The following is a 24896-nucleotide window of genomic DNA, read 5'->3' as shown; positions in this document are numbered from 1 at the left end:
CATGAAGACCGAGTGGCGTATCTTCCTGGTCATCGCCGGGTTCCTGTTCGGTGTGGCCGTCCTCTACGGCGCCTGGACGCACGGCGAGTCCGGTCAGGTCGAGTGGGTCGGCACGCTGGCCCTGCTGCTGTCGTTCCTGCTCTGCTCGATGTGCGGCGGCTTCTTCTGGTTCGTCTCCCGCCGCATCGACCTGCGCCCCGAGGACCGGGCGGACGGCGAGATCGCCGACGGCGCGGGCGAGATCGGCTTCTTCAGCCCGGGCAGCTACTGGCCGTTCGGCCTGGCGCTGGCCGCCGCAGTGGCCGGTCTGGGCCTGGTGTTCTGGCAGTTCTGGCTGCTGGGCCTCGGCCTGGTGACGGTCATCTTCGCCGCCTGCGGCCTGCTCTTCGAGTACTACACCGGCACCCGCCGCACGGCCGAGCACTGATCTGACGTTTCTCGTCGAGGCCCGCGTCCCGCATCGGGACGCGGGCCTCGACGCGTCCCGAGCTTCGTGATCGACTCCGTTTCGCCGATGGGAGTCCCGGCCGGGGCGACGGACCGACGGCGGGCCGCGGGCAACGCCGGGGGTCGACGGCCGCCACCGGGCCGGATGCCGGACGGGTCCCTCAGCGCCGCCGGCCCGTCAACCCACGGGTCCTGAGTTCGGGCCATGGGCACTCGGCGCGCCTGCCAACGCCACCCGGGGAGGCGCCGGGAAAGGTGGCGGCCGGTTGCGTGGGGCGGCCGGTCAGGCGGCGGGGTGGTCAGGCCGCGCGGCGGTGGGACGCCGGGCGGCGGCGCCGGTCGGCCAGCCGGGGGGCCCGGAAGGCGAAGGTGGCGATCAGCACGGCCGCGCCGCAGCCGGTGCAGATCAGCTCGGGGCAGTCGGCGCCGTGGCCGTCCGCGCAGGGCGGGGCCTCGAACGGCTGAAGGCCCTCGCAGGTGTCGCAGTAGAGCTCGCGGTCCGACACAGACGTCTCCTCTCGCTCCTGCGTCCGCCGACGGCCATCGCCACCATCGGCGGAAAACGGAAAATTACTCCCGTGTAGTTTCGCACGCCCCTCCGACACCTTCCGGCCCGCGCCACCCCGCGCCGCCGCGGCGGGCCGACCTCACCCGTGCGGACGACGGACCCGGTGGTGGACGTCAGAGCGCGCGTGCGGTCGCGATCCAGCGGTCCAGGGTGGCCGCTGCCGCGCCCGAGTCGATCGACTCGGCGGCCCGGTCCATCCCGGCCCGCAGCGCCTCGGTCAGGTCGCCGTCCAGCGGCCCCTGGGTGGCCAGCGCGGCGGCGGAGTTGACCAGGACGGCGTCCCGGACCGGACCGGCCTCGCCGGCCAGCAACCGGCGGGCCACGTCGGCGTTGTACGCCGCGTCGCCGCCCCGAAGATCGCCGAGGGTGGACCGGGGTACCCCGAGGCCGGTCGCGTCCAGCAGCGCCTCTCTCACGGCGCCCTGCTGGGCCACCCAGACCCGGGTGGGGGCGGCGGTGGTGAACTCGTCCAGCCCGTCCTCGCCCCGCATCACGATCACCGAGTCGCCGCGGGCGGCGAAGACGGCGGCCATCACCGGGGCCATCCGGAGGTCGAAGCAGCCCACCGCGCCGGCCCGGGGCCGGGCCGGGTTGGTCAGTGGACCGAGGAAGTTGAACGCGGTGGGCACGCCGATCTCGCGGCGGACCGGACCGGCGTGCCGCATCCCCGGGTGGAACCGGGCGGCGAAGCAGAACCCGATGCCCACCTCCTCGACGCACCGGGCGACCTGCTCGGGCGTCAGGTCCAGCGGGACGCCGAGGAACTCCAGCAGGTCCGCGGTGCCGCACAGGGAGGAGGCGGCCCGGTTGCCGTGCTTGACCACGGGTACGCCGGCGCCGGCCACCACCAGCGCGGTCATGGTGGAGATGTTCACCGTATGGGCGAGGTCACCGCCGGTGCCCACCACGTCCAGCGCGGTGCGGCGCAGCTCCGCGGGGAGTACCACCTCGACCGAGCGGCTCAGCATCGCCTCGACCAGGCCGGCCAGCTCGGCCGGAGTCTCGCCCTTGGCCCGCAGCGCCACGGCGAAGCCGGCGATCTGCGCCGGGCTGGCCGCACCCGTCATGATCTCGTCCATCGCCCAGGCGGTGTCGGCGGTGGAGAGCTCCTCGCCGCGCAGCAGCGCGTTGAGCAGAAGCGGCCAGGTCCGTTCGCCCATGGTGGGCCTCCCGAGCGGGCGTGGTGCGGGTGGGGCGGAAACTGGCGCCCGTCACCCGGGCGCCGGGGCGCCGCCGAGTGCGGTGACTCAGGCGGCGGCGTGCGTACGCAGCAGCTCGGCGACCGTGGTGCCGGTGGTCACCGGGTCGAGCGGGTGCACCAGCGTGGCGTCGACCTGCGCGTACGCGGCGAGCCATCGGTCGGCCGAGCGGGCGATCACCACGCAGGTCGGCGGGGCGTCGTCCCGGTCGTCCTTGATCTGCCGGGCGATGCCGATGCCGCCGCCCGGGCTGGCCTCACCGTCGAGCAGCATGAGGTCGATCTCGTAGTCGTCGACCAGCCGGATGCACTCGGCGTAGGTGGAGGCCTCGACGAACTCGATCTCCAGACCGGGCGCCGGGCGGGTGCCGACGGCCAGCCGCATCCGGTCGCGGACCTCCTGGTCGTCGCTGTAGAGCAGGACGGTGCAAAGACGATCGCTCATCGCTGGACTGGCTCCCACCTCGTAGCTGCCCGCTGATCGTACCGGTCGGTGTGGCGTACCTGACAGCCCGCCCGCCGCGGCCCGGCAGGCCGGGCGTCGGCGCAGCTCAGGCCGGGGCGCCGGGGGTCGGGGTGGCGGCACCGGCGGCCTCGGCGGCGCGCTCGCGGGCCTCCTGGCGGTCCAGCTCGCGGTCGAGCCGGCGGGCCTCCCGCTCGGACTGCTTGACCCACTGCACCACCAGCACCGCGATCATCGTCACGCTGACGAACTCGCCGCCGGCCCAGAGGATGCCGCCGGCGACCACCTGGTCGTCCCAGGGGTTCGACCAGCTCAGGCCGAGCGAGGGGTACCAGTCGCCGCCGAAGAGCGTGCTGCTCTGCATGATGGTGAGCCCGAGCACCGTGTGGAACGGCACGGAGAGCATCATGAGCAGGGCCCGGCCCGGGTACGGCCAGCGTCCCGGCAGCGGGTCGAGGCCGAGCAGCGGCCAGAAGAAGACGCAGCCGGTCATGATGAAGTGCGCGTGCACCAGCTCGTGCGCCCAGGCGTGCCCGAGGGTGTAGCGGTAGAGGTCGGTGAAGTAGAGCGCGAACGGGTTCACCACGAAGATGGTGAACGCCACCAGCGGGAAGCTGTAGATCCGGGCGATCCGGCTGTGCACGATTGCCACCAGCCGCTTGCGCGGGCGCACCGGCAGGGTGCGCAGGGCCAGGGTGACCGGCGCGCCGAGGGCCAGGAAGATCGGCGAGATCATCGACAGCACCATGTGCTGGACCATGTGCACCGAGAGCAGGGCCGTGTCGTACGCGTGCAGTCCGCTCACCGCGACGGCGGCGATGCCGCCGAGGCCGGGGCCGATGAAGCAGACCGTGCGGACCACCGGCCAGCGGTCCCCGCGCAGCCGGAGCCGGTGCACGCCGTAAAGGTAGAGTCCGGCGGCCAGCACCAGACCGAGGGCGAGCCAGCTGTCCAGCCGGGTCTCGGTGAAGACCCGGCCGATGGTGAACGGCGGCGGGACCTCGGCCCCGGCGGCCAGGACGGCGGACGGGACCGCCGAGGTGGCGGTGAAGATCGGATCGACGTGCAGCACGCTTTTCAGGGTAGGTCAGGCGAACCGGACCACCCCGATCGGGCCACGGATGGCGCTGGTTTGCCACCCCGCTGATCGCCGCCCCCGGTCAAGAGCAATAATGACCGCGTGACTGCGGCCCCAGCCATTGACAAGAGCCGGATCCACTCCCTGACCCGACCCAACATGGTCAGCGTCGGGACGATCGTGTGGCTCTCCAGCGAACTCATGTTCTTCGCGGCGCTGTTCGCGATGTACTTCTCCATCCGCGCCGCGGCGCCGGAGCAGTGGGAGAAGCACACCGAGATACTCAACATCCCCTATGCGACCACCTTCACGGTGATCCTGGTGCTGTCCTCGGTGACCTGCCAGCTCGGTGTCTTCGCGGCCGAGAAGGGTGACGTCCACGCCCTGCGGCGCTGGTTCACGATCACCTTCGTGATGGGCCTGATCTTCGTGCTCGGCCAGGCGAACGAGTACCGGACGCTGGTGCACGAGGGGGTGAAGATCAACGGAGACGGTTACGGGTCGATGTTCTACCTGACCACCGGCTTCCACGGTCTGCACGTGACCGGCGGCCTCATCGCCTTCGTCATCTTCATGATCCGCACCACCATGGGCCGGTTCACCCCGGCGCAGGCCACGTCGGCGATCGTCGTGTCGTACTACTGGCACTTCGTCGACGTCGTGTGGATCGCGCTCTACGCCATGATCTACTGGCTCCAGTGATCTTGGCGCGTCACGTACCGCGCCGCTGCTCCGTCCCCTGAGACAAGGTCCAACCGGTTAAGGACACAGGTCATGACTTCTGACAACGACCGCCGACGCGGTCTGCTCGCGCGGCTGCGCGGGCGGCCCGTAGCGCGCAGCAGGGGCCGCCGCCGGCTGGGCGCCGCGGTCCGGCTGATCGCCGCGCTGACGCTGGCCGGCGGCGCCTACACCGTCTTCGCCCCCGGCGTGCAGGCGCAGGAAAACCCGCCGCTGACCGGCGCCGCGGCCGAGGGCAAGGCGCTGTTCGACGTGAGCTGCGTGACCTGCCACGGTCGCAACGCGCAGGGCGTCGAGGGTCGTGGCCCGAGCCTGATCGGTGCCGGGGCCGCCTCGGTGGAGTTCCAGGTCGGCAGCGGCCGCATGCCGATGGCCCGCCAGGAGGCCCAGGCCCAGCGCAAGCCCCCGGTCTTCACCGACGAGCAGGTGCGCCAGCTCGGCCAGTACGTCCAGGAGCTCGGCGGCGGCCCGCAGGTCCCGCAGGGCAACCTCCGCGAGGGCGCCAACCTGGCGACCGGCGGTGAGCTGTTCCGGATCAACTGCTCGCAGTGCCACGCCTTCGGCGGTGGCGGCGGCGCCCTCTCCTCCGGCAAGTACGCCCCGAGCCTGCACCCGGCCACCGACCGGCAGATCTACGCCGCCATGCTGAGCGGCCCGCAGAACATGCCGGTGTTCGGCGACAACCAGATCACTCCGGAGCAGAAGGCGGACATCATCGCCTACATCCAGGAGAGCCTGAAGGCCGACCAGGACCAGGGCGGCTTCAACCTCGGCCGGTACGGCCCGTCCACCGAGGGGCTGGCGGCCTTCCTGGTCGGCATCGTCGCGCTCGTCTTCGCCAGCCTGTGGATTGCGGGCAAGTCGTGACCGAGCCGAACGTCAGTACCATTGCCATGGTGCCGTGCGCCGGCACCGCCCGTAGCGAGGTGACGGCATGACCACCCACACCGAGCGCCAGGCCCCGGAGGATCGGGAGCCGCTCGACGTCCTCGACCCCCGGCTGTCCCGGTTCGACATCGTCCAGGAGGGCGCGCGTCGGGACGACATCGAGATCGTCCACTACGAGCCGCAGGTGGTCCCGGGCAGCAAGGCCGAGCGCCGGCTGACCCGCACGGTCGCCTCGATGTTCCTGCTGACAGGCCTGGCCTCGACCGCCTTCCTGGTGATCTACATCTGGTGGCCGTGGAAGTACGAGGCCGGCCGGGGCGGCGACAAGTGGTACACCCCGCTGCTCGGCCTCACCCTGGGCGTCGCGCTGCTCGCCGTCGGCTTCGGCATCCTGACCTGGGGCAAGAAGCTGCTGCCCAAGGAGGTCTCGATCCAGGACCGGCACGACCAGCCGGGCACGCCGGAGGATCGCAAGATCACCGGTGAGACCATGCTCTACATGGCCGACGAGATGGGGGTGCGGCGCCGTCCGCTGCTCGGCGTCTCGCTGGTCGCCGGTCTGCTGCCGGTGGGCGCGGTCGTCGCGGCCCCGCTGGTCGGTGGCCTGATCTCCCAGCCGCACAAGAACAACCAGATGTTCACCACCGGGTTCACCCCGGCCGGCGGCCGCCGGATCCGACTGGTCCGGGAGGACGGGCGGCCGATCCGCCCGGCCGACATCAGCGTCGGCGGCCAGCTGACCGTCTTCCCCGGCATCGAGCACGGCGTGAGCAACAAGCACGCCGACTCGCCGACGCTGCTGATCCACCTGCGGGAGTCCGACGCGCAGGAGTCCCGCGAGGCCAACGCGCGCGTCGGCCACGGCGACTTCATGTGGGGCAACTACGCGGCGTTCTCCAAGATCTGCACGCACGCCGGCTGCCCGGCGAGCCTGTACGAGCAGCAGACCAACCGGCTGCTCTGCCCCTGCCACCAGTCCCAGTTCCTGATCACCGACAACGCCCGGCCCGTCTTCGGCCCGGCCAGCCGGCGGCTCCCGCAGCTGCCGATCGAGGTGGACGAAGAGGGCTTCTTCGTGGCGAAGTCCGACTACACCGAAACCGTCGGCCCCGACTTCTGGGAGCGGCCATGAAGCGCCGAAAGTTTGACGTAGCAGCGGTGCCGGCGAAGGCTGCCGGGGGAGTGGACGACCGCTTCCAGGTCGCCACGCCGCTGCGCAAGCTGCTCAACAAGGTTTTCCCGGACCACTGGTCCTTCCTGCTCGGCGAGATCGCGCTCTTCTCGTTCGTCGTGCTGCTGCTGACCGGTGTCTTCCTGACCTTCTTCTTCGAGCCGGCGATGACCGAGGTGGTCTACAACGGCAGCTACGCCCCGCTGCGGGGCACGCCGATGTCGGCCGCGTACGCCTCCAGCCTGGACCTGTCGTTCGACGTCCGGGGCGGCCTGATCATGCGGCAGATGCACCACTGGGCGGCGCTGCTGTTCATGGCCGCGATCGTGGTGCACATGCTGCGGGTCTTCTTCACCGGCGCGTTCCGCAAGCCGCGGGAGACGAACTGGATCATCGGCTCGCTGCTGTTCTGGGTCGGCTTCCTGGCCGGCTTCACCGGCTACTCGCTGCCGGACGACGGCCTCTCCGGCACCGGTCTGCGGATCGCCTCCGGCATCATCCTGTCGATCCCGGTGATCGGCTCCTGGGTCAGCTCGTCGATCTTCGGCGGCGAGTTCCCCGGCGAGATCATCATCAGCCGGTTCTTCATCGCCCACGTGCTGCTCATCCCGGCTTTGCTGGTTGCCCTGATCACCGCCCACCTGGGCCTGGTCTTCAAGCAGAAGCACACCCAGTGGCCCGGCCCCGGCCGGACCAACGAGAACGTCGTCGGCGAGCGGATGTTCCCGCGCTACGCGCTCAAGCAGGGCGGCTTCTTCATGGTCGTCTTCGGCGTGATCGCGCTGATGGGTGGCCTCTTCCAGATCAACCCGATCTGGTACTTCGGCCCGTACGAGGCGTGGGTGGTCTCGGCCGCCAGCCAGCCCGACTGGTACGTCATGTTCCTCGACGGCTCCACCCGGCTCATGCCGGCGTGGGAGATCAACATCCCGATCGGCGACGGGTACGTCATCCCGCCGCTGTTCTGGCCGACGGTCGTGCTGCCGGGCATCCTGGTCGGCCTCTCCACCATGTACCCGTTCGTGGAGGCCCGGCGGCTCAAGGACCACCGCAGCCACAACCTGCTCCAGCGTCCCCGGGACGTCCCGGCCCGTACCGCGGTGGGCGCGATGGCGGTCTCCTTCTACGTCGTGCTGACCCTCTCCGGCGCCAACGACGTGATCGCCGACAAGTTCCAGATCAGCCTCAACGCGATGACCTGGGCGGGCCGGATCGGCCTGCTGTTGGTCCCGCCGCTGGCGTACTACCTGACGTACCGGATCTGCCTCGGTCTCCAGCAGCACGACCGGGAGGTGCTGGCCCACGGCGTGGAGACCGGCATCATCCGGCGCCTGCCGGACGGCCGCTTCGTCGAGGTGCACCAGCCGCTCAGCGCGGCCGACGGGCACGCCGACGGGCACGGTGAGCTGGAGTACGTCGGCTGGGTGGTGCCGAAGAAGATGAACCGGCTCGGCGCCCTCGGCCCGGCCATCCGGGGCTTCTTCTACCCGATCGAGAAGCCGGCCGAGGCGCCGGTCTCGCCGGGGCACCCGCCGATCGAGCCCCGACCGGAGCGCGAGGAGATCGGCAGCGGCGAGAGCCGTCGCTGACCGCCCCGTAACACCTGACCGTGGCGCCCGCCGGATCTTCCGGCGGGCGCCACGTCCGTTTCCGGCCCCACCGTCCGCCCTGCCCGCCGATCCCACCGGACCGGCCCCCCAACGGGTGGAAACGCAGGAATAACCCTCGTCAGCCGGGTATCCGTGCGGTCCAACGGAAATGGGGAGGGAAACATGTTGGGTATCAAACGGCTCGGCCTGCTGGCCGCGCTGGTGGTGGTCGGCCTCGCGCCGGCCACGGCCGCTCAGGCCGCGGCACAGCCCTCGACGCAGGACACCCAGTACCTGCAGGCGCTGCACCAGGTGAACCTGTTCGAGATCACGGCGGGTGACCTGGCCCAGCAGAAGGGCCAGAACCAGGACGTCAAGCGGCTCGGCGAGATGTTCAAGACCGACCACACCCAGCTCGACCAGACGGTGAAGAACACCGCGCAGCAGTTGAACGTGACGCTGCCCGGTGAGCCGACCGCCGACCAGCAGAAGGTGCTCGACAGGCTCGGTAACGCCAGCGGCGGCGAGTTCGACCGGGCGTGGGTGACGTCCCAGCTGGCCGTTCACGTCCAGGCCATCCAGGCCACCCAGACCGAGATCTCGCAGGGCTCCGAGCAGTCCGTGGTCCAGCTGGCCCAGGACGCGCTGCCGGTCCTGCAGGCGCAAAACGACGAGCTGGTCGCCCTGGCCCAGCAGTTGGGCATCCCGGTACCGCAGGCCAGCCCGAGCGGCACCCCGAGCCCGGGTGGCACCGGTACGCCGGCCCCGGGTGGCACGACCGAGTCCCCGGCTCCGGGCGGCACGACCGAGTCGCCGGCCCCGGGTGGCACCACCGAGACGCCGGCTCCGGGTACCAGCTGACGTCGCCGCACCAACGACAGTGGCCGGTCCGCCCTCTCGGGCGGGCCGGCCACCCGCGTCTCGTGCGGATCAGTCGGCGCTGGCCAACCCGATCGCGAACGCCTCCTCCAGGTCGTGCTGGGAGTACGCGCGGAACGCGATGTGCGACTCGGTGTTGATCACCCCGGGGACCTTGGAGATGCTGCCGGCGATCACCTCGGCGATCTGCTCGAACTCCCGGACCCGGACGATGGCGATCAGGTCGACGTGCCCGGCCACCGAGTAGACCTCGCTGACGCCGGGCAGGTTGGCGAGGTTCTCCGCCACCTCGGGGATCGAGTCGGTGGCGCAGTCGATCAGGACGATCGCGGTGATCACTGGACGATTCTCCGTTCGTCGACGTCGTGGCCCATGCTAGGTCCTCGCCGGCCGGCCCGACGCGGACCGGCTCAACCCGCCGGCACGGTGAGGTCGGCTCCGGCCCGGACGGCGTCCCGCAGCCGCTCACCCGCGCCCACCGTCGCGCCCGGCCAGACCACCGCCCGCTCCACCTCCCCGTCGACCACCGCGCCGGCGCCGACCACCGCGTGGCGCACCCGGCCGGTCACCATGGCGGTCGGGTCGACCAGGCTGCCGTCGCCGGCGGCGTACAGGTTGGCCGCCAGGTAGTCGGCCGGCGTGCCGGTGTCGTAGAACGTCCCGGGGTAGGCCACCACCTCCAGCGCGCCGGCCGCCTCCGCGGGCCGCCACACGGCCCGGACCAGGTCGCCGAAGGTCGCCGGCAGATCCCGGACCAGCCGCCAGGGCAGCAGCGAGAACCCGGTGAAGCGGTGGCCGTCGAAGGTGCCGGGGGCCGCCGGGTCCGCGGCCGGCTGACCGAGCAGGCGTACGCTCCGCCCGTCCCAGCCGGCCAGCAGCGCGGCGACGTCGGGGCCCGGCGGGGCCTGCGGGTCGGCGAGGTACGCGTCCGCGTTGCCGACCAGCACCCCACGCCCGGCGATCCAGTCCCGCAGGTTGCCCACGCCCCCGGCGGTGCCGAGCGGGTCGCCCGGTTCGACCGAGAGGTGCGCCCGGTCGCCCACGTGCGCCACCACCTGGTCGGCCAGGTAGCAGGCGTTCACCGCGACCCGCCGGGGACCGGTGAGGCCGAGCCCGGCCAGCCGGCCCAGCGCCCGGTCCAGCAGCGGCACGTTGCCGACCGGGCAGAGCGCCTTCGGCACCCGTTCGGTGAGCGGCCGCAGCCGGGTGCCCTCGCCGGCGGCGAGCACCACCGCGCAGATGCCCTCCGGCGCGGCGGTCACGCCGGTGGCTGGCCGGCCTGCGGCCCGATGCCGTAGTGCCCGAGCAGGTTGGCGGTGGCCCGGCTCAGCCGGGGCAGCTCGTCCAGCGGGTACCAGGCCGCCTCGAAGACCTCCGCGCCGTCCACCTTCAGGGCGGTGCCGGAGGCCGGCACCTCCGTCTCGAAGACCATGTCCACCCAGCCCTTGGCGTGCACCAGGGCGTTCGGCACGGCGGGACGCAGCCGGTCGGGGGAGAGCCGGATGCCGGACTCCTCGTACAGCTCCCGGGCCGCGCCGACCACCGGGGTCTCGCCGCGCTCGAGCAGGCCGGCGGGGAGCGTCCAGCTGTAGCCCGGCGGCTGGCGCAGCAGCAGGATCCGGCCCGTCCCGGTGGCCTCGCTGTCCCGGACCAGGGTGACCGCGCCGACGATGTACTTCCGCACCGCGAGCCGGACCAGCCGGCGGCGCATCCCCGCCGGCAGCCGGTAGAAGACCTTGTAGGCGACGGCCCTACCGGTGGCGCGGGAGCGGAGGATCATGGGTCCAGGCTAGCCGTGCGGGGCCGGTCGTGGCGCGCGGGGCGACCGCGCCCGGGCAGCGCGCCAGGGCCCCCTCACTGCCGGTGGTCGACCAGGTCGATGAGCTGGCGTACAACGGTGTCCGGTTCGATCGCCCGGTCGAAGACCGCGACCAGCATGGTTTCCAGGTCGGGGTAGCCGAGCTCCTCCGACAGGCGCAGCAGCGGCAGGTCGCTGGCCAGCCCCCGGTCGTGCTTGCGCAGCGCCAGGCCGATGGTGGCCCGGCCGAGGCGCACCTTGTCGGTGATCGAGATGCCCGGCTCGGTGTGCTCGGCGAACCAGCGGCTGATCTGCATCTGCGCGTGCGGCGACTTGACGAAGCCGAGCCACTCCCGCCGGGGCCCGCGCGGGGCGACGTCCACCTCGAACCCGCTCTCCGCGTCGCTCTCGGTGAAGATCTCCACCACGTCCCCCTCGTCCAGTTCGGACGAGAGCGGGGCCAGCCGCCCGTTGATCCGCGCGGCCAGGCAGTGGTCGCCGCGCTCGGCGCCCAGCTCGTACGCCAGGTCGACCGGGGTGGCCCCGGCCGGGAGCACCACCTGCCGGCCGTCGGCGACCACCTGGATCTGCGCCTCGGCGAGGTCGCAGCGCAGCGACTGGAGGAACTGGGCCGGGTCGGGAGCCTCCTGCTCCCAGTCCAGCACCCGGCGCAGCCAGGCCAGCTGGTCCGTCCGGGAGGCGCCGCCGGAGGAGCGCGGGAAGCGGAACTCGGCGGTGATGCCGTACTCGGCGGAGCGGTGCATCTCCTTCGTCCGGATCAGCACCTCGACAGTGCGGTCCTGCGGGCCGCAGACGCTGGTGTGCAGCGACCGGTAGAGGTTGTTCTTCGGTGAGGCGATGAAGTCCTTGAACCGCCCGGGCACCGGTCGCCAGCGCCCGTGCACCGCGCCGAGCGCGGCGTAGCAGTCGGTGGTCGGGCCGTCCACCACGATCGCGATCCGGGGCAGGTCGTAGGGGGCGCTGTGCCCGCCGGCGGCGGTGTCCTTCCAGATCGAGTAGAGGTGCCGGGGACGGGGGCCGGCCTCGGCGTCCACCCGGCTGCGCCGCAGCGCCACCTTCGCCTGGGCGACCACGTCGTCGAGGTAGGCGTCCCAGCCGGGCCGGTCGTGCACGTGCCGGGCGATCCGGGCGTGCTCGTCGGGCTCCAGGTGCAGCAGCACCACGTCGTCCAGCTCCCGCTTGAGGGTCTGGATGCCGAGCCGGTCGCAGAGCGGGACCAGCACCTCCTGGGTGGCCCGGGCGATGCGCTGGCGGGAGGCGGCGGAGCGGACGCCCAGGGTGCGCATGTTGTGCAGTCGGTCGGCCAGCTTGATGATCAGCACCCGGACGTCCTTGCCCGCCGCGATGATCATCTTGCGGATCGTCTCCGCCTCGGCGGCCTTGCCGTAGAACGCCTTGTCGAACTTTGTCACCCCGTCGACCAGGTGGGCCACCTCGTGGCCGAAGTCCTCGCTGAGCGCCTGGAGCGTGTAGCGGGTGTCCTCCACCGTGTCGTGCAGCAGTGCCGCCACCAGGGTGGTGGTGTCCATGCCCAGGTCGGCGCAGATCTCGGCGACCGCGAGCGGGTGGGTGATGTACGGCTCGCCGCTCTTGCGGAACTGGCCGCGGTGCATGTTCTCCGCGATCGTGTACGCCCGGCGCAGCACCGACGTGTCCGCGCTGGAGTGGATGCCGCGGTGGCTGCGGACCAGCGGCACGACCGGGTCGGTGTCGGTGGTCGGCCAGGTGAGCAGCGACCGCAGCCGGCGGGCCAGCGGCAGCTCTCCGGGCTGGGCGCCCCCCAGGGCGGCGCCGTGTCCGGCGTCGACGTCCACGAGGGACACCTCCTCACCCCGGCTCCACGGTCGCCGTCACCGCCAACCGGAAGCAGGCCCACGAAACGGGCGGGACTGCACTCCCCTGACAGCCTAAGCGAGTCACCGTCGTCCGATCGGTCACATGCTCATGAGCGTTCGGTCGAGAGTTGGTGGGATCCGCCGTTCTCGGCCTTCGCCAGCAGGTCGCGGAAGCGGGCCGCCCCGGCCACCGGGGACGACCATTCGGAGGTCATCTCCACCAGCCGGGTCTCCGGACGTTCCAACCAGGACAGGATGCGCTCGGTCTCTTCGGCGGAGGCCCGGGGGACCGGTCCGTGGCCGGGCTCCACCGTCTCCGCGGTGGCCCGGATCGCGGTGATGGTCGGTCGCGGGTGGACGCCGGGCGGGGAGACCCCGGCCCCGGCCAGCCGGCCGTGCCGGACCAGCGCCAGCTCCCAGCCGCCGCCCGGCGCGCGCCGGGCGGCGGTCAGCTCGGCGATCCGGGTCAGCGCAGCCAGCCGCTGCATGCGCACGGCCGCCCGGAGCACCGCGGCCAGCCGGGAGCGCACCACGGCCGCCTCCTCGTAGCGCTGGCCGCCGGCGAGCGCCTCGATCCGGGCCAGCAGGGCGTCCACCACCACCTGCGGGTCGCTCGCCGTCGCAGTGCGGAACGGGGCGGCGGCGCGGTGGTCGTACTCCTCCGGGGTGATCCGGTGCTCGCAGGGCGCCGGGCAGCGACCCAGCTCGGCCAGCGCGCAGGCCGGCGTGACCGTGCGCAGCGAGAGCCGGTGGGTGCACTGGCGCAGTGGGACCGCGTCGTGGAAACCGGCGGCGGCCAGCTCGGCCGCCTGCTTCGAGCGGAACGGGCCGAGGTAGGCGGTGTCGCCAGGGGAGAGGTTGCGCACCACCGACAGCCGCGGGTAGGGACCGTCGGTCAGCTTGAGCCAGACCATCCGCTCGGGGAACTTGGAGCGCCGGTTGTACGGCGGCGCGTGCGCGGCGATCAGCCGCAGCTCGCGGACCTCGGCCTCCAGCGGGTGGGCGCACTCGACCGCCTCCACCCGCTCGGCGGCGGCCAGCATCTCGGACATCCGGGCCCGCTTCTCGGCGGCGGTGAAGTAGCTGCGCACCCGGGTGGCGATGTCGCCGGAGGTGCCGACGTAGAGCGGCCGGTCGTCGGCGGCCCGGAAGATGTAGACCCCGGGAACCTTGGGCAGCCCCTCGGCGAGGTGCCGCTTGCGCCGCTGGGTGGGGGTGACCGCGCGGGCGAACTCGATCGCGTCGCCGACCGTGTCGACCCGGTGGCCGCCGAGCCGGGCGATCAGCCCGTGCAGCACGTCGACGGTCGCCTTGGCGTCGTCCAGCGCCCGGTGGGTGGGCTGGGTGGCGGTGCGGAAGTAGGCGGCCAGGGTGCCGAGCTTGCGGTTGGGCACCTCGTCGCGGGTGAGCACCCGCCGGGCCAGCGCCGCGGTGTCCAGCACCCGGGGGTTGGGCCAGCGGTAGCCGTGCTTCGCGCAGGCCGCCTTGAGGAAGCCCACGTCGTAGGGGGCGTTGTGGGCCACCAGCACGGCGTCGGAGATGAACTCCAGGAAGCTCGGCAGCACCTGCTCGATCGGTGGCGCCGGCACCAGCATGGCCTGGGTGATGCCGGTCAGCACGGTGATGAACGGCGGGATCGGCACACCCGGGTTGACCAGGGTGGCCAGCACCCCCAGCTCCTCGCCGCCGCGCACCTTGACCGCGCCGATCTCGGTGATGCCGCCGCCGTCCGGCGCGCCGCCGGTGGTCTCCAGGTCGACCACCACGAACGTCGTCGCGTAGAGCGGCAGCGCAGGGTCGACCCGGCCCTCCACCGTCGGGTCCAGCCCGGCCAGCGCCCCCTGGACGTACTCCCCTCGCGTCACGGCGGCAGGCTAGCGGGCCGGTCCGACACTCCCGCCGCACCAGCCCCAGCCGTCACCACGGGTCTAGGATGAGAGATCGGCTCACTCGCCCGGCAGTGGGCCCGGTCGCGGTGGGAGACTTGCCACATGCCCCTCACCGAGCCGTACGACGACCACCTCCCGGAGGAGAGGTCGTCCGACGTCGCGCCCGAGGTCGGCGTGGACCCGGGTGCGGGGGCGCCCGAGCCGGAACCCACCCTGCCCGAGCCGGTCCGCCAGCGCATCGTCGCCCTCACCGCCGCGGTGCTGCCCGGGCTGCCCGCCGACGAGGTGCCGGTGCCGCTGCGCCGGGTGGCCAAGTTCGCCCCGAACCGCCGGGCCCGGCTCGGCGCCCCGGCGATCGCCGCGCAGCTCACCGCCGATCCGCTGTTCCGGCAGCGGGTCACCGCGCGGGTGCTGGCCGACTCCGGCGACCTGGGCGCGGCCGTGGTCGAGGGCACCGCTCCGGCCGCCGCCGACCCGGTCGAGGTGGCCGCCCTGGCCTACCTGGCCCGGCCCCGGGCCTGGCGGGAGCTGATCGAGGCCAGCGGCGCCGCGGTGCGTGCCGAGGCGGACAGCGCCGTCGTCGCGGAGCTGGTCCGGGAGGCCGAGCAGCGAGCCAGCCGCTCCGAGCACGACCGGGCGGTGGCCCGGGTCGAGGCGGAGAAGCTCCGCGACGAGCTGGCCCGGGTCCGCGAGGAGCTCGGGCAGCTGCGGGAGGAGAACCGTCAGCTCAACCGCACCCTGCGGGAGACCCAGGCCCGCGAGCGCAGGGCCACCGAGCTGCTGGCCACCGAGCGCGGCCGGGCCGCCCGGGCGGCCGCAGACACCGACGCCGAGCTGCGCCGGGCCCGGGCCCGGCTGGCCGAGGCGGAGGCGGCCGCGGGGGTGGCCCGGGCCAGCGCCAAGGATGCCCGTTCGGTCGACGACGCCCGGCTCTGGCTGCTGCTGGAGACCATCGGGCAGGCGGCCGTCGGGCTCCGCCGGGAGCTGGCCCTGGACCCGGTCGACAAGATGCCGGCCGACTTCATCGCGGAGGCCCTCACCGACTCCGCGGCCGCCGCGGCCGCTGCGGCCGCCGCCAGGCCCGGGGCCAGGGCCCGGGACACCGACGACCCGGCCCGGCTGGACCAGCTGCTGGCCCTGCCTCGGGCCCACCTGGTGGTGGACGGCTACAACGTCACCAAGCGCGGCTTCGGCGAGATGTCGCTGGAGCAGCAGCGCAAGCGCCTGATCACCGGCCTGGGCGGGATCGCCGCGCAGACCGGGGACGAGGTCACCGTGGTCTTCGACGGCGCCGAGCGGATGCACGGACTGCCGCCGACCCCGCGCGGCGTGCGGGTGCTCTTCTCCCGCAAGGGGGAGACCGCCGACGAGCTGATCCGCCGCCTGGTCCGGGCCGAGCCGGCCGGGCGCCCGGTGGTGGTGGTCTCCTCCGACCGGGAGGTCGCCGACGGGGTGCGCCGGCACGGGGCGTATCCCCTCGGGGCTGACTCCCTGCTGCGCCGTCTCGCCCGCTCCTGACCGCCCGTCCGGGTTCCTGTCGTACCCCGCTTCTAGCGTCGATGTCACCGACGGTGGTCGGGTGGCGACGACATCCGCGCCGCTCGTCCGCCGCCAGCGGATCAGGAGGCGAGAGATGCTCATCGACTGCGACGGGTGCGGGATCCGGGGCGACGGCTGCTCCGGCTGCCTGGTCACCGCCCTGTTCGACGAGGCGTCGCCCGCGGCCGGGCTGGGCGCCGCCGAGGCCGGGGCGATCGAGGTGTTCGCCCGGGCCGGATTCGAGGTGCTGGTGCTGTCCACGCCCGGGCGCCCCGCCGGTCGCTGCCGCGCCGGCCGCCGCCGGGTGGCGTGAGGCCACCCGGGGCGTGGCGCCCCGGTGATGCCAAGTAGAGCCAACCTGACTTGCGGTGGTGCCATCATGGTGCCATGATGGCACCATGAACCTCACGCCGTATGTCGACCTGCTCCGACGGGAACTCGCGGTCGCCGCCGCTGCCGGCGGCGACGAGGCGCGGGAGCTCGCCGAGCGCCTCACCGCGCCCCTTGAGTCGGCGATCCGGCTCACTCTGCTGGAGGCGCTGTCAGCAGCCACCACCGAGATCACCCGGGACCTCGCCCCCGGCTCGGTCCACCTGCGCCTCAACGGGCGGGACCCGGACTTCGTCGTGACGCCTGCGGCCCCCGAGCAGCCGGCGGCCACCGACCAGACGCCGACCGTCCCCGTGTCGCCGATCGACGAGACCGCGACGTCCGCCAGCGACAAGGGCGCCACAGCTCGCATCAATCTCCGCCTCCCCGACGACCTCAAAACCCGGGTCGAGGAAGCCGCCGCCCGCGAGCGGCTTTCGGTCAACTCCTGGCTCGTCCGGGCTGCCGCCACCGCGCTGGGCAGCGGCCCCAGCGCCAGCGGCCCCGCCGCCAGCTCCGGTCAGCGCTTCACCGGATGGGCGCGCTGACCCTGCCTGCGAAACCTCCACCAGCGGCCAGCCATCACATAGCCACTCACCCATTGGGGATCAGCAATGCCAACCTTTGACACTCCCACCCCGATTTCCGCCACCGTCAGCCTCAGCTTTGTCGTCGGCAACGTACGGATCATCGCCAGCGACCGCAGCGACACCATCGTCGACGTGCGACCCATCGACGGGTCCAGCAAGGCGGACCTGAAGGTCGCCGAACAGACCCGCGTCGAGTACGCCGACGGCACGCTGACGGTCAAAGCACCGAAGCAGCTGAGCGCCCTGTTCACCCGAACCGGAGGGGTCGACGTCACGATTGAGCTGCCGTCGGGCTCCCAATTGCAGGGCGAGACAGGGATGGGTGAGCTCCACTGCGAGGGCCGGCTCGGCGATTGCCGGCTCAAGACCGGCCACGGATCGATCCGACTCGACCAGGCCGGCACGGTGAACCTGAACAGTGGCTACGGGGACGTCATCGTGAATCACGTCGACGGCGGCGCCGAGGTCACCACCGGCAGCGGGGTCGTACGCGTCGGCCGGATCGACGGACCGGCGAGGGTGAAGAACTCCAACGGCGACAGCTGGATCGGGGAAGTCACCGGCGACCTGCGGGTCAACGCGGCGAACGGCAACATCACCGTCGACCGGGCACACGCCGACGTCACCGCGAAGACGGCCAGCGGCGGCGCACGGCTCGGTGAGGTCACCCGCGGCGCGGTGGCGGTCGAGTCCGCGGCCGGCTCCCTGGAGGTCGGCATCAGCGCGGGCACCGCCGCCTGGCTCGAACTCAAGACCTCCGCCGGACGCGTCCGGAACGAACTCGCCACCACCCCTGGACCAGACAGCACCGACCAGACCGTCGAAGTGCGGGCCCGCACCTATGCCGGCGACATCATCATCCGCCGCGCCTGACCTACATACCTGGAGGAGATTCCATGTCCACACCCCAAGCGGCGATCAGGGCCACCGGGCTACGCAAGGCGTACGGCGAGAAGCTCGTACTCGACGGCATCGACCTGACGGTTCCCGCCGGAACGATCTTCGCGCTGCTCGGCCCCAACGGCGCCGGCAAGACCACGACAGTCCAGATTCTCTCCACCCTGATCCGCGCGAACGCCGGCGACATCCGGATCGACGGGCGGCACCTGGCGCGCGACCCCGACGCCGTACGCGACGCGATCGGCGTCACCGGGCAGTTCTCCGCGGTCGACAACCTGCTGACCGGCGAGGAGAACCTGAAGCTGATGGCGGACCTGCGTCACCTGGACCGGGCCACCGGGCACCGGCGCATCGCCGAACTGCTCGACCAGTTCGACCTGGTCGAGGCCGCCCGCAAACCGGCGGTCACCTATTCCGGCGGCATGCGCCGCCGCCTCGACCTCGCCATGACCCTGGTCGGTAGCCCGCGCATCATCTTCCTCGACGAGCCGACCACCGGCCTCGACCCGCGCAGCCGCCGCACCATGTGGCAGATCATCCGTGACCTCGTCCGCGGTGGGGTGACCATCTTCCTCACCACGCAGCACCTGGAGGAGGCCGACCAGCTCGCCGACCGGATCGCGCTGCTCGACCACGGGCGACTGGTCGCCGAAGGCACCCCCGACGAGCTCAAGCGCCGCATCCCCGGTGGCCACGTCCAGCTGCGGTTCACCGACCCCGCCGACCTCGACCTGGCCGCCCGCACGTTCGCCGACGGGTCACGCGACGACGACGCGCTCACGCTGCGGATCCCGAACGACGGCAGTGTCCGGTCCCTGCGGGCCCTGCTCGGCCGGCTCGACGACACCGCGATCGAGGTCGACGAACTGTCGGTGCACACGCCGGACCTCGACGACGTCTTCCTCACCCTCACCGGGCAACCCCGCAAGGAAAGGGCAACTGTGCGATGAGCTCCGCCACCTACGCCGTACGCGACTCGGCCACCATGCTGCGGCGCAACCTGCGACGCATGCAGCGCTACCCGTCGATGACGCTGATGCTCATCGGCATACCGGTCATCTTCCTGCTGCTGTTCGTCTACGTCTTCGGCGGCACCATGGGCGCCGGGCTCGGCGGCGTCTCCGGCGGCCGAGCCGACTACGCCAACTACATCACGCCGGGCGTCCTTCTGATCACCGTCGCCGGCATCGCCCAGGGCACGGCGATCTCCGTCGCGATGGACATGACCGAAGGCATCATCGCCCGCTTCCGTACCATGGCGATCTTCCGGCCCTCCGTGCTGACCGGCCACGTCGTCGGCAGCATGATCCAGACCCTGCTCGCACTGCTGGTCGTCACCGGGGTGGCCCTGCTCGTGGGCTTCCGACCCACGGCCACCCCGATCGAATGGCTCGCCGCCATCGGCATCCTCGCCGCGATCACCTTCGCGCTCACGTGGCTGTCAGTCGCCCTCGGCCTGGTCAGCAAGAGCGTCGAGACGGCAAGCAACCTCCCCATGCCGCTGATCCTCCTGCCGTTCCTCGGCAGCGGGTTCGTCCCCACCGACTCCATGCCGGCCGCGGTGCGCTGGTTCGCCGAATACCAGCCCTTCACCCCGGTCATGGAAACGCTCCGCGGCCTGCTCCTGGGCACCGGCATCGGCAACAGCGCCTGGCTCGCCATCGCCTGGAGCGTCGTCACCACCGTCGCCTGCTACCTGTGGGCGAGGAAGTTGTACAACCGCGACCCCTCGCGCTGATCCAAACCGTTTGACGGGTGCCACGTGAGTCCACGTGGCACCCGTCGCGGTCTTTCCGCACCACGGGTCAGGTCGTGGACACGCCGCCGCGGCGGACGGCGAGGGCACTACGATGGGCGCTCACGACGGGAGGAGCGGCGGCATGACGCCAGTACGGCGCGGCGACGAGGGGTCCGTCGCGATGGCCGCCGGCCAACCCGGCGGCGCGCGGGAGGTGACGGCGTGAGCCCCCGCGGCTGGGCGGTGCTGACCCTCGCCGCCCTGGTCGTGGTGCTGGTGGTGGCGGGCGCCCTGCTGGTGCCGTGGAACCGTCCGCCGGCGCCCCGGGCCGACCAGGTCGCCGCGCTGCGCGATCTCCCCGTGGACCAGGTGGCCCGGGGCCGGGACTTCCGCGAGGCGCTGCGCCCCGGCGCCTACGGCGCCCTGGCGGCCGGTCTGCTGGTCGCGCTGCTGCTCGGGTTCACCCCGCTGGGCGCGCGCCTGGTCGAGCTGGCCGCCCGCCCCTTCGGTGACCACTGGATCGCCCGCGCGGTGCTCGGCGGGCTCGCCGTGGTCCTCGTCGCCGACCTGCTCACCCTGCCCTTCGCCGCCTGGCGCCAGTCGGTGCTCACCCGGTACGGGCTGAGCACCCACGGCTGGAGCGGCTGGGCGGTGGACCTGCTCAAGTCGTACGCGGTCAGCGCGGTGATCGGCGCGGTCGCGCTGCTCGGCTTCTACACCGTCACCCGGCTCGCCCCGCGCTGGTGGTGGGCGTTCGGCGCGGCCGGGGCGGCCGGTCTGGTGGTGCTGCTCTCCTTCGTCCTGCCGGTCGTGGTGGAACCGGTGTTCAACCGGTTCACCCCGATGGAGCAGGGCCCGCTGCGCACCGAGCTGATGAGCCTGGCCGCCCGCGACGGCGTGCCGGTGCGCGACGTGCTGGTCGCCGACGCCTCCCGGCGCACGAAGGCCGTCAACGCGTACGTCTCCGGGCTGGGCCCGACCCGCCGGGTGGTGGTCTACGACACCCTGCTGCGCGAGGCGACCCCGGCCGAGGTGACCAGCGTGGTCGCCCACGAGCTGGGGCACGCCAAGGACCGGGACGTCTGGACCGGCACGCTGACCGGGGCACTCGGTGCCGCCGCCGCGGTCGTCGCGCTCTACCTGCTCGGCTCCTGGGCGCCGCTGCTGCGGCTGGCCGGGGTCGACTCGATCGCCGAGCCGCGCGCGTTCCCGCTGCTGATCGCCCTGGTCACGGTGGCCGGACTGGTCTCCGCGCCGGTGCAGGCGCTGGTCTCCCGCCAGGTGGAGGCGCGCGCCGACGCGCACGCGTTGGCGCTGACCGGCGACCCGGTCACCTTCGAGGCCATGCAACGCCGGCTGGCCGGGGTCAACCTGGCCGACCCCGACCCGCCGCGCTGGGAGTACCTCTGGTCGGCGTCCCACCCGTCCACCGTGGAGCGGATGGCCGCCGCCCGCGCCTACGCCAGGGAGGCCGGCAGATGAGCCGGACGCTGCTGATCACGAACGACTTCCCGCCCCGCCCCGGTGGCATCCAGTCCTTCGTGCACAACCTGGCGGTGCACCAGCCCACCGGCTCGGTCGTGGTCTACGCCTCCAGCTGGCGGGGCGCCGCGAAGTTCGACGCCGACCAGCCCTTCGAGGTGGTCCGCGAGCGGACCCGGGTGCTGCTGCCCACCCCGCTGGTGGCCCGCCGGGCGGCCCGGCTGGCCCGCGAGCACGACTGCGACACCGTGTGGTTCGGCGCCGCCGCCCCGCTCGGCCTGCTCGCGGCCGGGCTGCGCCGCCGCGCCGGCGTCCGCCGGGTGGTCGCGCAGACCCACGGGCACGAGGTCGGCTGGGCCGCGCTGCCCGCCGCCCGGGCCGCGCTGCGCCGGATCGGCCGTGGCGCCGACGTGGTCACCTACCTCGGCGACTACACCCGGGTACGCCTCGACCGGGCGTTGCACGGGCTGACCGAGCTGCACCGGCTCGCCCCCGGCGTCGACGTGGACACCTACCACCCGTCCGTCGACGGCGAACCGGTCCGGGTCCGGCTCGGGCTGGCCGACCGACCGGTGGTGGTCTGCGTGTCCCGGCTGGTGCCGCGCAAGGGGCAGGACATGCTGATCCGGGCCATGCCGGAGATCCGTCGCCGGGTGCCCGACGCGGCGCTGCTGGTGGTGGGCGGCGGGCCGTACCGGGCGGCGCTGGAGAAGCTGGCCCGGCAGATCGGGGTGGAGCGGGACGTGGTCTTCACCGGCTCGGTGCCCTCGGCCGAGCTGCCCGCGCACTACGCCGCCGGTGACGTCTACGCGATGCCCTGCCGCACCCGCAACCGGGGCCTCGACGTGGAGGGCCTCGGCATCGTCTACCTGGAGGCCTCGGCGACCGGCCTGCCGGTGGTGGCCGGTGACTCCGGCGGCGCTCCCGACGCGGTCCGCGAGGGGGAGACCGGGTACGTGGTGGCCGGCCGGGACGTCGCCCGGCTCGCCGACCGGGTGGCCACCCTGCTCGCCGACCGGGACCTGGCCCGCCAGCTGGGCGCGGCCGGCCGGGCCTGGGTGGAGCGGGAGTGGCGCTGGGAGACCCAGGCGCAGCGGATGGCCGCCCTGCTCGCCGGCTGAGCACCCCTACGCGAACACGGCGGCGTGTTCGGCCGCCGGCCGCCGGCTGCCGGGGCCGCTACGGCGGGCTGGCCGGGGAAGGGCCCGCCCGGCTCACCGCAACCGCCGCCTGAGCCCCCGACGTCGCCACCGTCGCCACCGTCGACGCCGGCCTGGCTCCCCACGCCCAGCCCGTCGGGCCGTCGCCCGAGCCGGCACACTCCCCGATGAGCGATATGCCTGTAGGCACATTTGTGACTCACAGGGCATATCGCTCATCGGCATATCCAGCGGCACGGGCGTCACGCTCGGTGAAGGCGTGGGCCAGGAGAAGACGCTGCTGCTGACGGGGTGCCTGCTGGCGAACCGGCTGGGGCGGTTGTGCCCCCGGTCAGGAACCGGCCAGCACCTGCTCCGCCGGGGCCGCCGGGGTGCTCGGGGCGGCCCGCCGGGACAGCTTCCCCGGCCACCAGGTGCGGGCGCCCAGGTCCAGCGAGAGCGCCGGGATCAGCAGGCTGCGGACCAGCAGCGTGTCGAGCAGGATGCCGACGGCCACGATCACCCCCGTCTGCATCGACGGCACCAGCGGCAGCACGCCGAGCGCGCCGAACGTGGCCGCGAGCACCACTCCCGCGCTGGTGATGACGCCGCCGGTCACGGTCAGCGCGCGCAGGACGCCCGGCCGGTGCCCGAGCCGCGCCGTCTCCTCCCGGGCCCGCGTCATCAGGAAGATCGTGTAGTCCACGCCGAGGGCGACGAGGAACAGGAACGCCTGCAGCGGGATCCCCACGAACAGCTTGGTGTAGCCCAGCGCGTCCAGGACGAAGCCGGCGGCCCCCATCGCGGCGGCGTATGACAGGACCACGCTCGCCATCAGCAGCAGCGGCGCGACCAGCGCCCGCAGCAGCAGCACCAGGATGACGAAGACGACGGCGAGGACCAGCGGGATGACGACCCGGTTGTCCCGGCCGACCGTGCGCTCCTCGTCCACCAGGACCGCAGTCCTGCCACCGACCAGCGCTTCCGCGCCGGGCACCGCGTGCACCGCCGTGCGGAGCCGCTGCACGGTCTCCAGGGCGGCGTCGCTGTCCGGCGTGTCGGCCAGCACCGCCGGTACCCGGACCCAGGCCCCGTCCGGCGAGCGCTCCGGCTCGTCGACCCGGGCGACGCCCGGCACGGCGCGGGCGGCGGCGACAACCTGGTCGGTCGTTCCGGCGATGGCCAGGATCTCGGCCGGCGACGTGGCGCCGCTCGGGTAGTGCGCCGCGATCAGCCGCTGGCCGGTCACCGAGCCGACCTCCGAGGTGAAGGACTCCTCGTTGGGCAGGCCGATGCTGAGGTTGCCGATGCCGAAGGTCAGCGCGACGAGCGCCGCCGCGGTGCCGATCCAGACCGCGCGGGGCCGGCCACCGACCAGCGCCGCGATCCGGCGCCAGATCCCGTGGTCCGCGGTCACGTCGGCGGTGACGGCGGTGGGCGTGTAGCGCGGCACGAACGGCCAGAAGAGCCACCGCCCGAAGAGGACGAGCACGGCCGGCAGCAGGGTGGTCATGGCGAGCAGGGCGGCGCCGATGCCGACCGCGCCGACCGGGCCCAGGCCACGGGTGGACGGCAGTTCCGCGGCGAGCAGGCAGAGCAGTCCGATCGCGACGGTCGCGGCCGAGGCGCAGATCGCGCCGAACGACCGGCGCAGCGCCACCGTCATCGCCTCGTGCCGGTCGGCGTGCCGGCGCAGCTCCTCCCGGTACCGGGCGATGAGCAGCAGGGCGTAGTCCACGCCGACGCCGAAGACCAGCACGGTCAGGATGGTCTGGCTCTGGAAGTCCACGGCCAGCCCGCCGTGCGCCGCCATCAGGTAGACGATCCCGCCGGCGAACTGGTTGGCGATGCCGACCGTGATCAGCGGGACCAGCCAGAGCACCGGACTGCGGTAGGTGACCAGCAGCAGCAGCGCGACGGTCGCCGCGGTCGCCAGCAGCAGGGCGGTGTCCATCCCGCCGAACGCGTCGAAGACGTCGCTCTCCGCGGCCGCGCTCCCGGTGAGCGCGGTCCGCAGACCGGCCGGCGGGTCGACGGCGAGCCGGTCCTTGACCTCGGTCACCGCCGCGGAGCGCGCCGCGTCGTCGCCGGCGACCGGGAAGGAGAGCAGCAGCGCCCGGCCGTCCTCGCTCGGCACCGGCGGCGGCACCGCGCCGCCGTCGGCGTACCGGGCGAACGCGGCGCGGTCGCCGTCGACCTTCGCGCGGTCGGCGTCGGTGATGCCGCCCTCGCGGACGTACACGGCGATCGCCACGGGCTTCGCGGAGTCGGGGAAGGCGGTCCCGGCCCGGTCGAGGGCCCGGCTGCTCTCCACGCCGGCGGGCAGCGCACCGAGCGTGGCGTTGTCCTGCACCTCGCTCAGCTTGACGGCGAGCGGGCCGGCCACCGCGACGAGTACGAGCCAGAGGGCGAGGACGGCGTACTTGGTGCGGCGGCCGGAAGGCAGGGCGGCCAGTCGTTGCCGGGACATGTCGGGTTCCTCCGGTGGTCGAGGTCGGACTGAGCTGCGCGGACCGGGCGGATCGCGGCCGCGACCCGGTTCCCGTTCCCGCCCTCGATCCTTCGGCCCGGCCG

General features: G+C 73.0%; 24 protein-coding genes. 14 read left to right on the top strand and 10 right to left on the bottom strand.

What is annotated here, in order from left to right:
* Position 1 precedes the first annotated feature (1 nt).
* On the top strand, positions 2-427 hold the full coding sequence (locus ACLQ2U_RS06535; RefSeq protein ID WP_425749618.1) for a cytochrome c oxidase subunit 4: 426 nt from the start codon (positions 2-4) through the stop codon (positions 425-427).
* Positions 428-746: 319 nt separating this feature from the next.
* On the opposite strand, the gene ACLQ2U_RS06530 is transcribed toward ACLQ2U_RS06535, so the two are convergent.
* The 4 genes from ACLQ2U_RS06530 to ACLQ2U_RS06515 all read right to left on the bottom strand — a co-directional run bounded on the left by ACLQ2U_RS06530 (position 747) and on the right by ACLQ2U_RS06515 (position 3748).
* Entirely contained in the window at positions 747-953 is a 207-nt protein-coding gene (locus ACLQ2U_RS06530) for a hypothetical protein (protein ID WP_425749617.1), read from the bottom strand.
* Positions 954-1128: 175 nt separating this feature from the next.
* Positions 1129-2175: an anthranilate phosphoribosyltransferase gene (gene trpD, locus ACLQ2U_RS06525; RefSeq protein WP_425749616.1), complete on the bottom strand. Its 1047-nt coding sequence runs from the start codon at positions 2173-2175 to the stop codon at positions 1129-1131.
* A gap of 87 nt (positions 2176-2262) precedes the next feature.
* Entirely contained in the window at positions 2263-2658 is a 396-nt protein-coding gene (locus ACLQ2U_RS06520) for a hypothetical protein (protein ID WP_425749615.1), read from the bottom strand.
* Between the two features lie 106 nt (positions 2659-2764).
* Positions 2765-3748 (bottom strand): cytochrome c oxidase assembly protein, encoded by a 984-nt coding sequence (locus ACLQ2U_RS06515; RefSeq protein ID WP_425749614.1) that lies wholly within the window; start codon positions 3746-3748, stop codon positions 2765-2767.
* A gap of 108 nt (positions 3749-3856) precedes the next feature.
* Between ACLQ2U_RS06515 and ACLQ2U_RS06510 the strand changes: the two genes are divergently transcribed.
* The 5 genes from ACLQ2U_RS06510 (at position 3857) to ACLQ2U_RS06490 (ending at position 9004) form a co-directional block, all read left to right on the top strand.
* Positions 3857-4456, top strand: coding sequence for a cytochrome c oxidase subunit 3 (locus ACLQ2U_RS06510; RefSeq protein ID WP_425749613.1), 600 nt, complete (start codon positions 3857-3859; stop codon positions 4454-4456).
* Between the two features lie 72 nt (positions 4457-4528).
* A complete protein-coding gene (locus ACLQ2U_RS06505; protein WP_425749612.1) occupies positions 4529-5362 on the top strand; it encodes a cytochrome c in 834 nt (277 codons plus the stop codon).
* Positions 5363-5429: 67 nt separating this feature from the next.
* On the top strand, positions 5430-6515 hold the full coding sequence (locus tag ACLQ2U_RS06500) for a ubiquinol-cytochrome c reductase iron-sulfur subunit (RefSeq protein ID WP_425749611.1): 1086 nt from the start codon (positions 5430-5432) through the stop codon (positions 6513-6515).
* A complete protein-coding gene (locus tag ACLQ2U_RS06495; RefSeq protein WP_425749610.1) occupies positions 6512-8143 on the top strand; it encodes a cytochrome b N-terminal domain-containing protein in 1632 nt (543 codons plus the stop codon). Before ACLQ2U_RS06500 ends, ACLQ2U_RS06495 begins: the two co-directional genes overlap by 4 nt.
* A gap of 183 nt (positions 8144-8326) precedes the next feature.
* Positions 8327-9004: a DUF4142 domain-containing protein gene (locus ACLQ2U_RS06490; protein WP_425749609.1), complete on the top strand. Its 678-nt coding sequence runs from the start codon at positions 8327-8329 to the stop codon at positions 9002-9004.
* A 69-nt stretch (positions 9005-9073) separates the two neighbouring features.
* Here ACLQ2U_RS06490 and ACLQ2U_RS06485 read toward each other — a convergent pair whose 3' ends face one another.
* The 5 genes from ACLQ2U_RS06485 to ACLQ2U_RS06465 all read right to left on the bottom strand — a co-directional run bounded on the left by ACLQ2U_RS06485 (position 9074) and on the right by ACLQ2U_RS06465 (position 14541).
* Positions 9074-9361, bottom strand: a complete 288-nt coding sequence (locus ACLQ2U_RS06485; protein WP_334490508.1) for an Lrp/AsnC ligand binding domain-containing protein — start codon at positions 9359-9361, stop codon at positions 9074-9076.
* Between the two features lie 71 nt (positions 9362-9432).
* Positions 9433-10284 carry a sugar phosphate nucleotidyltransferase gene (locus ACLQ2U_RS06480; protein ID WP_425749608.1) on the bottom strand — a complete coding sequence of 284 codons (852 nt, stop codon included), beginning with the start codon at positions 10282-10284 and terminating at the stop codon, positions 9433-9435.
* Positions 10281-10802 (bottom strand): NUDIX hydrolase, encoded by a 522-nt coding sequence (locus tag ACLQ2U_RS06475; RefSeq protein WP_425749607.1) that lies wholly within the window; start codon positions 10800-10802, stop codon positions 10281-10283. The genes ACLQ2U_RS06480 and ACLQ2U_RS06475 overlap by 4 nt, the downstream gene beginning before the upstream one ends.
* 74 nt (positions 10803-10876) lie before the next feature.
* The gene (locus ACLQ2U_RS06470) at positions 10877-12655 is read right to left on the bottom strand and encodes a RelA/SpoT family protein (protein WP_425749747.1); all 1779 of its coding nucleotides are present in this window, start codon (positions 12653-12655) and stop codon (positions 10877-10879) included.
* A gap of 128 nt (positions 12656-12783) precedes the next feature.
* On the bottom strand, positions 12784-14541 hold the full coding sequence (locus tag ACLQ2U_RS06465) for a DEDD exonuclease domain-containing protein (protein WP_425749606.1): 1758 nt from the start codon (positions 14539-14541) through the stop codon (positions 12784-12786).
* A gap of 126 nt (positions 14542-14667) precedes the next feature.
* Between ACLQ2U_RS06465 and ACLQ2U_RS06460 the strand changes: the two genes are divergently transcribed.
* The 8 genes from ACLQ2U_RS06460 to ACLQ2U_RS06425 all read left to right on the top strand — a co-directional run bounded on the left by ACLQ2U_RS06460 (position 14668) and on the right by ACLQ2U_RS06425 (position 22304).
* A complete protein-coding gene (locus tag ACLQ2U_RS06460; protein ID WP_425749605.1) occupies positions 14668-16083 on the top strand; it encodes an NYN domain-containing protein in 1416 nt (471 codons plus the stop codon).
* A 115-nt stretch (positions 16084-16198) separates the two neighbouring features.
* Positions 16199-16417 carry a hypothetical protein gene (locus ACLQ2U_RS06455; protein ID WP_425749746.1) on the top strand — a complete coding sequence of 73 codons (219 nt, stop codon included), beginning with the start codon at positions 16199-16201 and terminating at the stop codon, positions 16415-16417.
* An 85-nt stretch (positions 16418-16502) separates the two neighbouring features.
* Positions 16503-17021 carry a toxin-antitoxin system HicB family antitoxin gene (locus ACLQ2U_RS06450; protein WP_425749604.1) on the top strand — a complete coding sequence of 173 codons (519 nt, stop codon included), beginning with the start codon at positions 16503-16505 and terminating at the stop codon, positions 17019-17021.
* Between the two features lie 66 nt (positions 17022-17087).
* Positions 17088-17936: a DUF4097 family beta strand repeat-containing protein gene (locus ACLQ2U_RS06445; RefSeq protein ID WP_425749603.1), complete on the top strand. Its 849-nt coding sequence runs from the start codon at positions 17088-17090 to the stop codon at positions 17934-17936.
* Between the two features lie 23 nt (positions 17937-17959).
* Positions 17960-18913, top strand: a complete 954-nt coding sequence (locus tag ACLQ2U_RS06440; RefSeq protein ID WP_425749602.1) for an ATP-binding cassette domain-containing protein — start codon at positions 17960-17962, stop codon at positions 18911-18913.
* Complete coding sequence (locus ACLQ2U_RS06435; protein ID WP_425749601.1) at positions 18910-19701, top strand: ABC transporter permease; 792 nt, start codon at positions 18910-18912, stop codon at positions 19699-19701. The genes ACLQ2U_RS06440 and ACLQ2U_RS06435 overlap by 4 nt, the downstream gene beginning before the upstream one ends.
* Positions 19702-19923: 222 nt before the next feature.
* Positions 19924-21183 carry a M48 family metallopeptidase gene (locus tag ACLQ2U_RS06430; protein WP_425749600.1) on the top strand — a complete coding sequence of 420 codons (1260 nt, stop codon included), beginning with the start codon at positions 19924-19926 and terminating at the stop codon, positions 21181-21183.
* Positions 21180-22304, top strand: coding sequence for a glycosyltransferase family 4 protein (locus ACLQ2U_RS06425; protein WP_425749599.1), 1125 nt, complete (start codon positions 21180-21182; stop codon positions 22302-22304). Before ACLQ2U_RS06430 ends, ACLQ2U_RS06425 begins: the two co-directional genes overlap by 4 nt.
* Before the next feature lie 370 nt (positions 22305-22674).
* On the opposite strand, the gene ACLQ2U_RS06420 is transcribed toward ACLQ2U_RS06425, so the two are convergent.
* Complete coding sequence (locus tag ACLQ2U_RS06420) at positions 22675-24792, bottom strand: MMPL family transporter (RefSeq protein WP_425749598.1); 2118 nt, start codon at positions 24790-24792, stop codon at positions 22675-22677.
* Between the last annotated feature and the right edge of the window lie 104 nt (positions 24793-24896).

Origin of the sequence: Micromonospora sp. DT47 (assembly GCF_049844475.1) — a bacterium.
Lineage (GTDB): Bacteria > Actinomycetota > Actinomycetes > Mycobacteriales > Micromonosporaceae > Micromonospora.
The sequence above is the reverse complement of the archived record's forward strand: the minus strand, read 5'-3'. Positions and strand labels throughout refer to the sequence as shown.

Excerpts from the sequence above, each read along its gene's own strand:
- ACLQ2U_RS06505 (WP_425749612.1), top strand. The coding sequence starts at position 4,529 with ATGACTTCTGACAACGACCGCCGACGCGGTCTGCTCGCGCGGCTGCGC.
- ACLQ2U_RS06495 (WP_425749610.1), top strand. The coding sequence starts at position 6,512 with ATGAAGCGCCGAAAGTTTGACGTAGCAGCGGTGCCGGCGAAGGCTGCC.
- ACLQ2U_RS06425 (WP_425749599.1), top strand. The coding sequence starts at position 21,180 with ATGAGCCGGACGCTGCTGATCACGAACGACTTCCCGCCCCGCCCCGGT.
- ACLQ2U_RS06475 (WP_425749607.1), bottom strand. The coding sequence starts at position 10,802 with ATGATCCTCCGCTCCCGCGCCACCGGTAGGGCCGTCGCCTACAAGGTC.
- ACLQ2U_RS06500 (WP_425749611.1), top strand. The coding sequence starts at position 5,430 with ATGACCACCCACACCGAGCGCCAGGCCCCGGAGGATCGGGAGCCGCTC.
- ACLQ2U_RS06440 (WP_425749602.1), top strand. The coding sequence starts at position 17,960 with ATGTCCACACCCCAAGCGGCGATCAGGGCCACCGGGCTACGCAAGGCG.
- ACLQ2U_RS06450 (WP_425749604.1), top strand. The coding sequence starts at position 16,503 with ATGAACCTCACGCCGTATGTCGACCTGCTCCGACGGGAACTCGCGGTC.
- trpD (WP_425749616.1), bottom strand. The coding sequence starts at position 2,175 with ATGGGCGAACGGACCTGGCCGCTTCTGCTCAACGCGCTGCTGCGCGGC.
- ACLQ2U_RS06520 (WP_425749615.1), bottom strand. The coding sequence starts at position 2,658 with ATGAGCGATCGTCTTTGCACCGTCCTGCTCTACAGCGACGACCAGGAG.
- ACLQ2U_RS06445 (WP_425749603.1), top strand. The coding sequence starts at position 17,088 with ATGCCAACCTTTGACACTCCCACCCCGATTTCCGCCACCGTCAGCCTC.
- ACLQ2U_RS06435 (WP_425749601.1), top strand. The coding sequence starts at position 18,910 with ATGAGCTCCGCCACCTACGCCGTACGCGACTCGGCCACCATGCTGCGG.
- ACLQ2U_RS06460 (WP_425749605.1), top strand. The coding sequence starts at position 14,668 with ATGCCCCTCACCGAGCCGTACGACGACCACCTCCCGGAGGAGAGGTCG.
- ACLQ2U_RS06490 (WP_425749609.1), top strand. The coding sequence starts at position 8,327 with ATGTTGGGTATCAAACGGCTCGGCCTGCTGGCCGCGCTGGTGGTGGTC.
- ACLQ2U_RS06535 (WP_425749618.1), top strand. The coding sequence starts at position 2 with ATGAAGACCGAGTGGCGTATCTTCCTGGTCATCGCCGGGTTCCTGTTC.
- ACLQ2U_RS06420 (WP_425749598.1), bottom strand. The coding sequence starts at position 24,792 with ATGTCCCGGCAACGACTGGCCGCCCTGCCTTCCGGCCGCCGCACCAAG.
- ACLQ2U_RS06455 (WP_425749746.1), top strand. The coding sequence starts at position 16,199 with ATGCTCATCGACTGCGACGGGTGCGGGATCCGGGGCGACGGCTGCTCC.